The organism is Pseudomonas sp. S2_A10 (genome assembly GCF_054668465.1).
In genome coordinates this window covers 5590322-5603619 of sequence record NZ_CP162773.1, presented here as the reverse complement: position 1 = coordinate 5603619, position 13298 = coordinate 5590322, and the positions used below count along the sequence as shown (strand labels likewise).

Genomic DNA, 13298 nt, shown 5'->3' with positions numbered 1-13298 from the left:
GTGCATGTTCGAGGTACATCGACTTGCGATACCGAGTCGAACTCAGGTTTTGAACTGCATGCGATCAGCTCCCTTTCCCCCTCGCCCCCCTGGGGGAGAGGGCTGGGGTGAGGGGGTAAAGCTCTTCAGCCGTGCGGCAATGCCAGCGGCGGGGCGAAATCGAACGGCGCCAAGGCATACCCGCTCTCATCCACCTGCAACGCCCAACCCTGACGATCCCAATCCCCCAGCACAATCCGCTTCGCCGCTTGTTCACCCAGCTGCAACTTGTGAATTGCCGGGCGATGGGTATGGCCGTGGATCAGGGTTTTCACGCCGAATTCGTGCATCACTCGCGGAATCTCTTCCGGGGTGACATCGACGATGTCATTGGCCTTCATCCGCGTCTGTGCGCGGCTTTCGCTGCGTAGCTTGCGCGCCAGTTTATGGCGGCTGCGCAGTGGCAGGTGACGGAGGATGAACAGGGTAATCGGGTTGCGCAGGTAGCGGCGCAGCTTCATGTAGCCAACGTCGCGGGTGCACAGGCTGTCGCCGTGCATCAGCAGCACCGGCTCGCCGTAGAACTGCACGACACTCGGGTCCTTCAGCAATGTGCAGCCGGCCTGTTTGCAGAAGGCCTTGCCGAGCATGAAGTCGCGATTGCCGTGCATCAGGAATATGGCCGTGCCGCTGTCGCTCAAATCGCGCAGGGCTTGGCAGATGGAACGCTGAAAGGGCGTCATGGCGTCGTCGCCAATCCACGCCTCGAAGAAGTCGCCGAGGATGTACAACGCACTCGCCGAGCGGGCGCGTCCGGCGAGCAAATCCAGAAACGCCCGGGTAATGTCCGGGCGCTCCTCTTCCAGATGCAAGTCTGAAATCAGCAATATCACGCTGCGATGATCTCGGCTTTCTCGATGATCACGTCGTCTGCGGGTACGTCCTGGTGGCCGGACTTGGAAGTGGTCGACACGCCTTTGATCTTGTCGACAACGTCGGTGCCGGCGGTCACTTTACCGAATACCGCGTAGCCCCAGCCCTGAGTGGTCTTGCCGCTGTGGTTGAGGAAGGTGTTGTCGGCGACGTTGATGAAGAACTGCGCCGAAGCCGAATGCGGCTCCATGGTGCGGGCCATGGCGACGGTGTATTTGTCGTTGGAGAGACCGTTGTCCGCTTCGTTCTGGATGCTTGGGCGCTTGTCTTTCTTTTCTTTCATGCCAGGCTCGAAACCGCCGCCCTGGATCATGAAGTTACCGATGACGCGGTGGAATACGGTGTTGGTGTAGTGACCGGCGTTGACGTACTCGATGAAGTTGGCAACGGTGATCGGCGCCTTTTCAGCGTTCAGTTCGATGACGATGTCGCCATGGTTGGTGGTCAGTTTGACTTGAGTCATGGTCATTACTCTTCATAGGGAATTCGTGGTTCTGGGACCTTTAGCCCCACAACCGGTTCAGCCTGCTTCGGCCAAGGTGCGCAGTTTAGCGTGACAGGCGCGAATTTCGAGGCGGTTTTTCATTTCCCGGCGATTAAATGCGTGCCTTTATAAGAGCTGCTCTGTCAGGCCCTTGACAGCATCGGCTATGATAGCGGCTTTGTTTTGTCTGGCCCCTCTTTGCGGCCGCGCACCTGTACGTCAAGGATCCTATGAGCAAGCCCACTGTCGACCCTACCTCGAATGCCAAGTCCGGCCCTGCCGTGCCGGTCAACTTCCTGCGGCCGATCATCCAGGCAGACCTGGACTCGGGCAAGCACACCCAGATCGTGACTCGCTTTCCGCCGGAGCCCAACGGCTACCTGCACATCGGCCACGCCAAGTCGATCTGCGTCAACTTCGGCCTGGCCCAGGAGTTCGGTGGCGTCACGCACCTGCGTTTCGACGACACCAACCCGGCCAAGGAAGATCAGGAATACATCGACGCCATCGAAAGCGACGTCAAATGGCTGGGCTTCGAATGGTCCGGTGAAGTGCGCTACGCCTCGCAGTATTTCGACCAGTTGCACGACTGGGCCGTCGAGCTGATCAAGGCCGGCAAGGCCTACGTCGACGACCTGACCCCGGAACAGGCCAAGGAATACCGTGGCAGCCTGACCGAGCCGGGCAAGAACAGCCCGTTCCGTGACCGTTCGGTTGAGGAAAACCTCGACCTTTTCGCGCGCATGAAGGCCGGTGAATTCCCTGACGGCGCGCGCGTGCTGCGGGCGAAGATCGACATGGCCTCGCCGAACATGAACCTGCGCGACCCGATCATGTATCGCATTCGCCACGCCCATCACCACCAGACCGGCGACAAGTGGTGCATCTACCCGAACTACGACTTCACCCACGGTCAGTCGGACGCCATCGAAGGCATCACGCATTCGATCTGCACCCTTGAGTTCGAAAGCCATCGTCCGCTGTACGAGTGGTTCCTGGAGAACCTGCCGGTGCCGGCGAACCCGCGCCAGTACGAGTTCAGCCGTCTGAACCTGAACTACACGATCACCAGCAAGCGCAAGCTCAAGCAACTGGTTGACGAGAAGCACGTCAACGGCTGGGACGATCCGCGCATGTCCACGCTGTCGGGCTTCCGCCGCCGTGGCTACACGCCGAAATCGATCCGCAACTTCTGCGAAATGATCGGCACCAACCGGTCCGACGGCGTGGTCGATTTCGGCATGCTCGAATTCAGCATCCGTGACGACCTCGACCACAGCGCCCCGCGCGCCATGTGCGTGCTGCGTCCGCTGAAAGTGGTCATCACCAACTACCCGGAAGGCCAGGTCGAAAAACTCGAACTGCCACGCCACCCGAAAGAAGACATGGGCGTGCGCGCGCTGCCGTTCGCCCGGGAAATCTACATCGACCGTGAAGACTTCATGGAAGAACCGCCGAAGGGCTACAAGCGCCTGGAACCGGCCGGTGAAGTGCGTCTGCGCGGCAGCTACGTGATCCGCGCCGACGAAGCGATCAAGGACGCCGACGGCAACATCGTCGAACTGCGTTGCTCGTACGACCCGGATACCCTGGGCAAGAACCCGGAAGGGCGCAAGGTCAAAGGCGTGATCCACTGGGTGCCGGCCGCCGCCAGCGTCGAGTGCGAAGTACGTCTGTACGATCGCCTGTTCCGTTCGCCGAACCCGGAGAAGGCCGAAGACAGCGCCAGCTTCCTCGACAACATCAACCCTGACTCGCTGCAAGTGCTGACCGGTTGTCGCGCCGAGCCATCGCTCGGCAACGCACAGCCGGAAGACCGTTTCCAGTTCGAGCGCGAAGGCTACTTCGTCGCGGACCTCAAGGACTCGAAACCCGGTCAGCCGGTATTCAACCGTACCGTGACCCTGCGTGATTCGTGGGGCCAGTGAGTGAGTCAAGGAACTAACGTGCTAACGATCTACAACACGCTCACCAAGAGCAAAGAAGTCTTCAAGCCGCTGGATGGCAACAAGGTGCGCATGTACGTCTGCGGGATGACCGTGTACGACTACTGCCACCTCGGCCACGGCCGCAGCATGGTCGCGTTCGACCTGGTGACACGCTGGCTGCGCTTCAGCGGTTATGACCTGACCTACGTGCGCAACATCACCGACATCGACGACAAGATCATCAATCGCGCCCGCGAGAACGGTGAATCGTTCGAAGCGCTGACCGAGCGCATGATCGCCGCGATGCACGAAGACGAAGCGCGCCTGAACATCCAGAAGCCGGACATGGAACCGCGCGCCACCGATCACATCGCCGGCATGCACGCGATGATCCAGACCCTGATCGACAAGGGCTACGCCTACGCGCCGGGCAATGGCGACGTGTACTACCGCGTCGCCAGGTTCATGGGCTACGGCAAGCTGTCGCGCAAGAAGATCGAAGACCTGCGCATCGGCGCACGTATCGAAGTCGATGAGTCGAAACAAGACCCGCTCGACTTCGTCCTGTGGAAAGCCGCCAAGCCGGGCGAGCCGAGCTGGGAATCGCCATGGGGCGCCGGACGTCCGGGCTGGCACATCGAGTGCTCGGTGATGTCGACCTGCTGCCTCGGTGAGACTTTCGACATTCATGGCGGCGGCAGCGACCTGGAGTTCCCGCACCACGAAAACGAAATCGCCCAGAGCGAAGCGGCCACCGGCAAGACCTACGCCAACGCGTGGATGCATTGCGGGATGATTCGCATCAATGGCGAGAAGATGTCCAAGTCCTTGAACAACTTCTTCACCATCCGCGACGTGCTCGACAAGTACCACCCGGAAGTGGTGCGTTACCTGTTGGTCTCGAGCCACTACCGCAGCGCGATCAACTATTCGGAAGACAACCTCAAGGACGCCAAGGGCGCACTGGAGCGTTTCTACCATGCGCTGAAAGGCCTGCCGAGCGTGGCGCCGGCCGGTGGCGAAGCGTTTGTCGAGCGTTTCACCACGGTGATGAACGACGACTTCGGCACCCCTGAAGCGTGCGCTGTGCTGTTCGAGATGGTGCGCGAGATCAACCGTCTGCGCGAGAGCGATCTTGATGCAGCGGCGGGGCTGGCGGCACGTCTGAAGGAACTGGCGAGTGTGCTGGGCGTGTTGCAACTTGAGGCCGATGACTTCCTGCAGGCGGGCGCTGAGGGGCGGGTCGATGCGGCTGAGGTTGATGCGCTGATTGCGGCGCGTCTGGCGGCTCGGGCGAGTAAGGATTGGGCTGAGTCCGATCGTATCCGTGATCAGTTGACGGCGATGGGTGTCGTGCTGGAAGACGGCAAGGGTGGGACTACCTGGCGTCTGGCTGACTGAGGCCCAGAGCCCCTACCATGATCGTTCCCACGCTCTGCGTGGGAATGCCTCAACGGACGCTCCGCGTTCGGCTCTGTAGGGACGCGGAGCGTCCCGGGCTGCATTCCCACGCGGAGCGTGGGAACGATCGATCCCCTGTGGGAGCGAGCCTGCTCGCGAAGAGGCCCGTCCAGACAACTTGTCATTCAGCCTGCCGCAACCGCTTGTAAAGCGTATTGCGGCTAACCCCCAGCCGCCGCGCCAGATGCGAAATATTCCCCCCGGCCGCCTTCAACTCGCGATTCAACGCCTCAACATCATTCAAATCCAGCCCCAGCGGCGCCGCTGTTTCCACCGGCTCCATCTCCAGATCGACAAAAAAATCATCCGGCAAATGCTCCGGTCGCACTGGTTGTTCCTCGGCCATGGCCAGCGCCACCTGCATCACGCTGCTGACCTGACGCAAATTCCCCGGCCACGGATGCTTTTCAAACAGCTCCAACACCTCCGGGCTCAGCCCCGCCCATTGCGTTGGCTCGCGATGTTGCTCCCACAGCCGTTTGAACAGCGCCTGCTTGTCACTGCGTTCGCGTAACGGTGGCAGCTCCAGGGTCAGGCCGCCGATGCGGTAGTACAAGTCTTCGCGGAAACGGCCCAGTTGCACCTGCTCGCGCAACGAACGGTTGGTCGCGGAAATGATCCGCAAGTCCACCGGAAACAACTCGCTACTGCCCACCGGCTGCACGCAACGCTCCTGCAACACACGCAACAAACGCGCCTGAGTTGGCAGCGGCATGTCACCGATCTCATCGAGAAACAGCGTGCCTTTGTCGGCTTTGCGGATCAGGCCGATGCTGCCTTTCTGGTTGGCCCCGGTGAACGCGCCTTTCTCGTAACCGAACAACTCAGACTCGACCAGTTCAGCGGGGATCGCTGCACAGTTCACCGCGATGAATGCCTGTTTTTGCCGGGAGCTGGCTTGGTGCAAGGCTTTGACGAACACTTCCTTGCCGACGCCGGTTTCACCGTGAATCAGTAGCGGAATGTCTTTCTCCAGCAAACGCTCGGCCTGGCGCACGGCTTTTTCCACACGGCTGTCGCCGAAATGCAGCGTGTTGAGGCTGATCACGCTGGCTGGCGCAGGCTTGTCCTCGGCGACAAACACTCGCGCCTGCACCGGTGCCTGTTTCGGCCGTTTCAGCAAACACTGGAAACGGTTGCGTCCAGAGGTCTGCAGGGCAAACGGCAGACCCTCGGGCTGATTGATCAACTCCAGCAGCGACACCTTGAACAGGCTTTCAACGCTGACGCGCGACAAACGCACACCGAGCAAATTGTCGGCGCGGCGATTGGCCGACAGCACTTGACCGCTTTCATCGAAGATCAGCAACCCGGCCCACTGGCTGTCGAGGTTGTTCAACCCGGTGTTGAATGTCAGTTGAAAGTGCTGGCCATGGAACAGGTTGAGGATCAGCCGGTTTTCCACGGTCTGGCTCATCATCTTGACCATGCCCAGAGTGTGCGAGGGTGGCAGATAGCTGTCGCTGGAGACATCGAGCACGGCGATGACCTTGCGCTCGGCGTCGAAAATCGGCGCGGCGGAGCCGGTCATGAAGCGGTTGGCCTTGAGGAAGTGTTCATCGTGTTCGATGTGCACAGCCTGCTCACAGGCCAGTGCGGTGCCGATTGCATTGGTGCCGCTGCTGCGCTCCATCCAGCTCGCCCCGGCCTGAAAGCCCCGGGCCAGATTCGGTTCGATAAAGCGCTGCGTGCCCCACGAGGTCAGCACTTGGCCCTGATTGTCGGCGAGCATGATCAGGCAGTTGGAATTGCTGAGGATGTTTTCGTAGTAGGGCAGGACTTCCTGATGCGTGGTCTGCACCAGCGAATGATGGCTGTCGAGCAATCGTGCAATGCCGGCGGCGGGTAATTGATCGAAGGCCGGCGCGCTCTGGTGGTCGAGGCCGAACGCGCGGCAACGTTGCCAGGAGGTCTGGACGATCGCGTCGTGGGACAGCGGCGAAGCAGGTGCGGCCATGGGGGCGAGCCTCTGAGTGCAGCGATTTTATTATTGTTATGAGCCCGATCTTCAAAACTACACAAATCCCCATGTGGGAGCGAGCCTGCTCGCGAAAGCGTCGGTTCAGTCAATGGATTCATTGAATGACACACCGCTTTCGCGAGCAGGCTCGCTCCCACAGGGGATCCATTTTGCATTCAGGATTGGGCAAAAGCGTGCATAGAGTGTTGTTCACTATTGTTCATTGTCAATCACCCCGACTGTTCAAAAGTGTTCAGCTGTGAACGCCGCTTGCCCCCGTAAACACTGCTTCTCAAGACAAATCAACCACTTGCCATTTCTGGCACGAATGTCGCTCTGTTGCTCCGGTCGCTTGACTCCAAAAATAAAAAAGGCCGAGCCATGTCACTCACCCTGGAGCACGTCAGCCGTACCGTCGAGGGCCAGATCTGGATCGACGATGCGTGCCTGAAATTCGAACCCGGATCCTTCAACGTACTGCTCGGGCGCACCCTGTCCGGCAAGACCAGCCTCATGCGCCTGATGGCCGGCCTCGACAAGCCCGACAGCGGCCGCGTGCTGATGAACGGTGTCGACGTCACCCAGCGCCCGGTGCGGCTGCGCAACGTGTCGATGGTCTATCAGCAGTTCATCAATTACCCGACCATGACGGTGTTCGAGAACATCGCCTCGCCACTGCGTCAGGCCGGCATCTCGAAAGAGATCATCCACAGCAAGGTGCAGGAAACCGCACGCATGCTGCGCATCGAGAAGTTCTTGCAGCGCTATCCGCTGGAGCTCTCCGGTGGGCAGCAACAGCGCACGGCCATGGCCCGCGCCCTGGTCAAGGATGCTGAACTGATCCTCTTCGACGAGCCGTTGGTCAACCTCGACTACAAGCTGCGCGAAGAGCTGCGTCAGGAAATGCGCGAGCTGTTCAAGGCGCGCCACACCATCGCCATTTACGCCACCACCGAACCCAACGAAGCGCTGGCCCTCGGCGGCACCACGACCATCCTGCACGAAGGCCGGGTGATTCAGAGCGGCCCGTCGACCGAGGTCTATCACCAGCCGCAGTCGGTGCTCGCCGCTGAATTGTTCTCCGAACCGCCGATCAACCTGATGCCGGGACGCATTGCCGGCAACGAAGTCAGCTTCGCCAACTTCGTCCACTTTCCGTTGAACGTCGATCTGCGCCCGGTGGGCGAGGGTGAGTTCCGCTTCGGCGTACGCCCGAGTCATATCTCGCTGGTGCCGAGCAACGATGACGATCTCGAACTGGCCGTGACCGTCGAGGTCGCCGAAATCAGCGGCTCGGAAACCTTCCTGCATGTGCGCAACGAGCATTTCCTGCTGGTGCTGCACTTGCCGGGTGTTCATGAATACGACGTCGATGCGCCGATCCGCATCTATATCCCGACCCACAAACTGTTCGTTTTCGATGCGCAGGGCCGTCTGGTGCAAGCACCGGGCCGGCGTGTCGCGAGGGTTGCCTGATGGCCGAAATCCGTTTGCAACACCTCGCCCACAGCTACAGCAAAACCCCGAGCGGCGCGGAGGATTATGCGATCCGCGAGATGGATCACGTCTGGGAGCAGGGCGGCGCCTATGCTTTGCTCGGCCCGTCCGGTTGCGGCAAGTCGACCTTGCTCAACATCATTTCCGGCCTGCTCAGCCCGTCCCAGGGCCACGTGTTGTTTGACGGCAAAGCGGTCAACGACCTCACGCCGGAGAAGCGCAACATCGCCCAGGTTTTCCAGTTTCCGGTGGTCTACGACACCATGACCGTGTTCGACAACCTCGCTTTCCCGCTGCGCAATCAGGGCATGGCCGAGGCGAAAGTGCACAGCAAGGTGCAGGAAATTGCCGAAGTGCTCGACCTGCAGAATCTGCTGAGCAAGAAGGCGCGCAATCTCACCGCCGACGAAAAGCAGAAAGTCTCCATGGGTCGTGGACTGGTGCGCGATGACGTCTCGGCAATCCTCTTCGATGAGCCGCTGACGGTGATCGACCCGCACCTGAAGTGGAAGCTGCGGCGCAAGCTCAAGCAGATCCACGAGCAGTTCAACATCACCATGGTCTACGTCACCCACGACCAACTTGAAGCCTCGACGTTCGCCGACAAGATCGCAGTGATGTACGGCGGCCAGATCGTCCAGTTCGGTACGCCACGGGAATTGTTCGAGCGGCCGAGCCACACTTTTGTCGGCTATTTCATCGGCAGCCCGGGGATGAATCTGATCGAGGTGCAGCCGCAGCCCGGGGGCGTCGGTTTCGCCTCGACGCACCTGCCGTTGTCCGACGCCTTGCAGCGCCATATCGAGCACGGCCAGTGGAAAAATCTCAAGGTCGGCATCCGCCCCGAGTTCATTCACGTGTGGGACGAGCCGTTTGACGACGCGATGCAGGCAAAAGTCGTACACGTCGAAGACCTCGGCACCTACAAGATCATGACTCTCAACCTCGACGGCGCGCCGTTGAAGGTGCGTCTGGCCGAAGACAAACCGGTGCCGCAGGGCACGGCTTACATCAGTTTCCCGGCGCAATGGCTGATGGTCTATGCCGATGAATTTCTCCTGGAAGTCAGCGACGAGGAGGCGCAGCCATGAACAAAGTGCAGAACAACAAGGCCTGGTGGCTGGTGTTGCCGGTGTTCCTGCTGGTGGCGTTCAGTGCGGTGATCCCGATGATGACCGTGGTCAACTATTCGGTGCAGGACATCTTTGACCAGTCCAGCCGCTACTTCGTTGGCGCTGACTGGTACAAGCAAGTGCTGCTCGATCCGCGTCTGCACGACTCGTTGCTGCGCCAGTTCATCTATTCAGCCTGCGTGCTGCTGATTGAAATCCCGCTGGGCATCGCCGTTGCGCTGACCATGCCGACCAAGGGTCGCTGGTCCTCGGTGGTGCTGATCATTCTGGCGATTCCGCTGCTGATTCCGTGGAACGTGGTCGGCACCATCTGGCAGATCTTCGGCCGCGCCGACATCGGGCTGCTCGGTTCCAGCCTCAACGCGATGGGCATCAGCTACAACTACGCGGCCAACACCATGGACGCCTGGGTGACGGTGCTGGTGATGGACGTCTGGCATTGGACTTCGCTGGTCGCGCTGCTGTGTTTCTCCGGTTTGCGGGCGATTCCCGACGTGTATTACCAGGCGGCGCGGATCGATCGCGCCTCGGCCTGGGCAGTGTTCCGCCACATTCAGTTGCCCAAGCTGAAGAGCGTGCTGCTGATCGCGGTGATGCTGCGCTTCATGGACAGTTTCATGATCTACACCGAGCCGTTCGTGCTCACCGGCGGCGGGCCGGGCAATGCCACGACCTTTTTGAGTCAGACGTTGACGCAGATGGCCGTAGGGCAATTCGACCTCGGTCCGGCAGCGGCGTTTTCGCTGGTGTACTTCCTGATCATCCTGTTGGTGTCCTGGCTGTTCTATACCGCCATGACGCACTCCGACGCCAACCGCTGAGGCCCGGCCATGAGCAAGAAAAAGCTTATTCCGTTGCTGGTGTACATCCTGTTCCTGCTGGTGCCGATCTACTGGCTGCTGAACATGTCGTTCAAGAGCAACACCGAAATCCTCGGCGGCCTGACGCTTTTCCCACAGGAATTCACGCTGGCGAACTACAAGGTGATCTTCACCGATCCGAGCTGGTACACCGGCTATCTGAACTCGCTGTATTACGTCAGCCTCAACACGGTGATTTCCCTGAGCGTGGCGTTACCGGCGGCTTACGCGTTTTCACGCTATCGTTTCCTCGGCGACAAACACCTGTTCTTCTGGCTGCTGACCAATCGCATGGCGCCGCCGGCGGTGTTTTTGCTGCCGTTCTTTCAGTTGTATTCGTCGATCGGCCTGTTCGACACGCACATCGCCGTAGCCTTGGCGCACTGCTTGTTCAACGTGCCGCTGGCGGTGTGGATTCTGGAAGGTTTCATGTCCGGCGTGCCCAAGGAGATCGACGAAACGGCCTACATCGACGGCTACAGTTTCCCTAAGTTCTTCGTGAAGATTTTCATCCCGTTGATCGGCTCCGGTATCGGCGTCACGGCGTTTTTCTGCTTCATGTTTTCCTGGGTCGAACTGCTGCTGGCGCGCACGCTGACCTCGGTCAACGCCAAGCCGATTGCGGCAGTGATGACGCGCACGGTGTCGGCATCGGGGATCGATTGGGGCGTGCTGGCAGCGGCGGGGGTATTGACCATCCTGCCGGGGATGCTGGTGATCTGGTTTGTGCGCAACCACGTGGCCAAGGGCTTTGCCCTCGGTCGAGTCTGAGGAGCTGATGATGGAATGGATGAGCTGGACGACACCGACCGCCGCGTTCTTCATCGGCATCGGTCTGATTCTGGTGGGCATGACCACCTGGGAATTGCGCTCGCCGAGCATTCTGCGGCGCGGGTTTCTGCCGATTGCCACCACCCGTGGCGATCGCTTGTTTATCGGTCTTCTCGGCAGCGCCTACCTGCATTTGCTGGTAATCGGCGTCACCGACTGGAGCATCTGGGTGGCGTCCGCGTTGTCCCTGGTGTGGCTGTTGGCTGTGATGCGTTGGGGCTAGTCGAATCGTTCGGCAACGCGGCTCCACAACTTAAACAGGAGGTCTCTATGTTCGATAAAAACAATAAGCTGCGACATAGCATTTCATTGGCAGCCATGCTGGCACTCAGCGGTTTGAGCGCATCTGCCTGGGCCGACGCCTACGAAGATGCTGCGAAAAAATGGATCGGCAGCGAGTTCAAGCCCTCGACCCTGACGGCCGAACAGCAGCTTGAAGAATTGAAGTGGTTCATCAAGGCCGCCGAGCCGTTTCGTGGCATGGACATCAAGGTCGTTTCCGAAACCCTGACCACCCACGAATACGAGTCCAAGGTGCTGGCCAAGGCCTTCAGCGAAATCACCGGGATCAAACTCACCCACGACCTGCTGCAGGAAGGCGACGTGGTCGAGAAAATGCAGACGGTGATGCAGTCGGACAAGAACATCTACGACGGCTGGGTCAACGACTCCGACCTGATCGGCACGCACTTTCGCTACGGCAAGACCGAATCGATCACCGACCTGATGGCCAACGAAGGCAAGAACTTCACTTCGCCGACCCTCGACATCAAGGACTTCATCGGCATCTCCTTCACCACCGCACCGGACGGCAAGATCTATCAACTGCCCGACCAGCAATTCGCCAACCTGTACTGGTTCCGCGCCGACTGGTTCGAGCGCGCCGATCTGAAAGCCAAGTTCAAGGAGAAGTACGGTTACGAGCTGGGCGTGCCGGTGAACTGGTCGGCCTATGAAGACATCGCCAAATTCTTCAGCGAAGACGTCAAGGAAATCGACGGCAAACGCGTCTACGGCCACATGGATTACGGCAAGAAAGACCCGTCGCTGGGCTGGCGCTTCACCGATGCCTGGTTCTCCATGGCCGGTGGCGGCGACAAGGGACTGCCCAACGGCTTGCCGGTGGACGAGTGGGGGATCCGCGTCGAGGACTGTCATCCCGTCGGTTCAAGCGTGACCCGTGGCGGCGACACCAACGGCCCGGCGGCCGTGTTTGCCACCACCAAATACGTCGACTGGCTGAAGAAATATGCGCCACCGGAAGCGGCCGGCATGACTTTCTCCGAGTCCGGCCCGGTGCCCTCGCAGGGCAACATCGCCCAGCAGATTTTCTGGTACACCGCGTTTACTGCCGACATGACCAAACCCGGCCTGCCGGTGGTCAACGCCGACGGCACGCCGAAATGGCGCATGGCGCCGTCGCCTAAAGGCCCGTATTGGGAAGAGGGTATGAAGCTCGGCTATCAGGATGTGGGGTCGTGGACATTCATGAAATCCACGCCTGAGAAACAGAAACTCGCGGCGTGGCTGTACGCGCAGTTCGTGACCTCGAAAACTGTTTCGCTGAAGAAAACCATCGTCGGTCTGACACCTATTCGCGAGTCGGACATCAACTCGCAGGCGATGACCGATCTGGCGCCGAAACTCGGTGGTCTGGTCGAGTTCTATCGCAGCCCGGCCCGCGTGCAATGGTCGCCGACCGGCACCAACGTGCCGGACTACCCGCGTCTGGCGCAACTGTGGTGGAGCCATATCGCCGAAGCCGCCAGCGGCGAGAAGACCCCACAACAAGCGCTCGATGGCCTGGCCAAGGATCAGGACCGCATCATGGAACGCCTCGAACGCTCCAAGGCCCAGGCCACTTGCGCGCCGAAGATGAACCCGGAACGCGATGCGCAATACTGGTTCGATCAACCGGGCGCACCGAAGCCGAAACTGGCTAACGAGAAGCCGAAGGGCGAAACGGTGAGCTATAGCGAACTGCTGAAATCCTGGGCGGATGCGCGTAAATGATGTTGGAAATGTAAGAAGCGAACGGCACCGGAAGGTGCCGTTTTTTTTGCTGCCTGATCTGCCGCTTTCGCGAGCAGGCTCGCTCTCACAATGGATAGGTCTGCTCAAAAACATCCGATGACACCTTAGGTCCCTGTGGGAGCGAGCCTGCTCGCGAAAGCGGTGGGTCAGCCGACGCATTTTTAACTGACATGACGTCATTGCGGGCAGGTTCACCTC

At 60.0% G+C, this 13298-nt stretch carries 11 protein-coding genes; 8 read left to right on the top strand and 3 right to left on the bottom strand.

The window, feature by feature from the left end; all coding sequences use genetic code 11:
- Positions 1–125: 125 nt before the first annotated feature.
- A complete protein-coding gene (gene lpxH / locus AB4N41_RS25090) occupies positions 126–872 on the bottom strand; it encodes a UDP-2,3-diacylglucosamine diphosphatase (RefSeq protein WP_252876571.1) in 747 nt (248 codons plus the stop codon).
- Positions 869–1375 (bottom strand): peptidylprolyl isomerase, encoded by a 507-nt coding sequence (locus AB4N41_RS25085; RefSeq protein WP_150634928.1) that lies wholly within the window; start codon positions 1373–1375, stop codon positions 869–871. The genes lpxH and AB4N41_RS25085 overlap by 4 nt, the downstream gene beginning before the upstream one ends.
- Before the next feature lie 251 nt (positions 1376–1626).
- Here AB4N41_RS25085 and AB4N41_RS25080 point away from each other — a divergent pair, with 251 nt between their 5' ends.
- Positions 1627–3324: a glutamine--tRNA ligase/YqeY domain fusion protein gene (locus AB4N41_RS25080; protein ID WP_375122384.1), complete on the top strand. Its 1698-nt coding sequence runs from the start codon at positions 1627–1629 to the stop codon at positions 3322–3324.
- Positions 3325–3342: 18 nt separating this feature from the next.
- Positions 3343–4725, top strand: coding sequence for a cysteine--tRNA ligase (gene cysS / locus AB4N41_RS25075; RefSeq protein WP_460138162.1), 1383 nt, complete (start codon positions 3343–3345; stop codon positions 4723–4725).
- A gap of 181 nt (positions 4726–4906) precedes the next feature.
- Here the strand turns inward: cysS and AB4N41_RS25070 are convergent, their stop codons facing one another.
- Positions 4907–6742: a sigma-54-dependent Fis family transcriptional regulator gene (locus tag AB4N41_RS25070; RefSeq protein WP_252876569.1), complete on the bottom strand. Its 1836-nt coding sequence runs from the start codon at positions 6740–6742 to the stop codon at positions 4907–4909.
- A 384-nt stretch (positions 6743–7126) separates the two neighbouring features.
- Between AB4N41_RS25070 and AB4N41_RS25065 the strand changes: the two genes are divergently transcribed.
- Genes AB4N41_RS25065 through AB4N41_RS25040 form a run of 6 tightly spaced genes read left to right on the top strand, consistent with a single transcriptional unit; the run spans position 7127 to position 13079 of the window.
- Positions 7127–8221, top strand: coding sequence for an ABC transporter ATP-binding protein (locus tag AB4N41_RS25065; protein WP_016775291.1), 1095 nt, complete (start codon positions 7127–7129; stop codon positions 8219–8221).
- On the top strand, positions 8221–9333 hold the full coding sequence (locus AB4N41_RS25060) for an ABC transporter ATP-binding protein (RefSeq protein ID WP_016775290.1): 1113 nt from the start codon (positions 8221–8223) through the stop codon (positions 9331–9333). Before AB4N41_RS25065 ends, AB4N41_RS25060 begins: the two co-directional genes overlap by 1 nt.
- The gene (locus AB4N41_RS25055; protein WP_007912484.1) at positions 9330–10196 is read left to right on the top strand and encodes a carbohydrate ABC transporter permease; all 867 of its coding nucleotides are present in this window, start codon (positions 9330–9332) and stop codon (positions 10194–10196) included. The genes AB4N41_RS25060 and AB4N41_RS25055 overlap by 4 nt, the downstream gene beginning before the upstream one ends.
- Before the next feature lie 9 nt (positions 10197–10205).
- Complete coding sequence (locus AB4N41_RS25050; RefSeq protein WP_073471306.1) at positions 10206–11006, top strand: carbohydrate ABC transporter permease; 801 nt, start codon at positions 10206–10208, stop codon at positions 11004–11006.
- Positions 11007–11016: 10 nt separating this feature from the next.
- On the top strand, positions 11017–11289 hold the full coding sequence (locus AB4N41_RS25045) for a DUF2160 domain-containing protein (protein ID WP_038861868.1): 273 nt from the start codon (positions 11017–11019) through the stop codon (positions 11287–11289).
- Between the two features lie 47 nt (positions 11290–11336).
- Positions 11337–13079, top strand: coding sequence for an ABC transporter substrate-binding protein (locus AB4N41_RS25040; protein WP_016775286.1), 1743 nt, complete (start codon positions 11337–11339; stop codon positions 13077–13079).
- The last annotated feature ends 219 nt before the right edge of the window (positions 13080–13298 follow it).

Coding starts and splice junctions, on each gene's coding strand:
- AB4N41_RS25085 (WP_150634928.1), bottom strand. CDS start 1,375: ATGACTCAAGTCAAACTGACCACCAACCATGGCGACATCGTCATCGAA.
- AB4N41_RS25080 (WP_375122384.1), top strand. CDS start 1,627: ATGAGCAAGCCCACTGTCGACCCTACCTCGAATGCCAAGTCCGGCCCT.
- AB4N41_RS25070 (WP_252876569.1), bottom strand. CDS start 6,742: ATGGCCGCACCTGCTTCGCCGCTGTCCCACGACGCGATCGTCCAGACC.
- AB4N41_RS25065 (WP_016775291.1), top strand. CDS start 7,127: ATGTCACTCACCCTGGAGCACGTCAGCCGTACCGTCGAGGGCCAGATC.
- AB4N41_RS25060 (WP_016775290.1), top strand. CDS start 8,221: ATGGCCGAAATCCGTTTGCAACACCTCGCCCACAGCTACAGCAAAACC.
- AB4N41_RS25055 (WP_007912484.1), top strand. CDS start 9,330: ATGAACAAAGTGCAGAACAACAAGGCCTGGTGGCTGGTGTTGCCGGTG.
- AB4N41_RS25050 (WP_073471306.1), top strand. CDS start 10,206: ATGAGCAAGAAAAAGCTTATTCCGTTGCTGGTGTACATCCTGTTCCTG.
- AB4N41_RS25045 (WP_038861868.1), top strand. CDS start 11,017: ATGGAATGGATGAGCTGGACGACACCGACCGCCGCGTTCTTCATCGGC.
- AB4N41_RS25040 (WP_016775286.1), top strand. CDS start 11,337: ATGTTCGATAAAAACAATAAGCTGCGACATAGCATTTCATTGGCAGCC.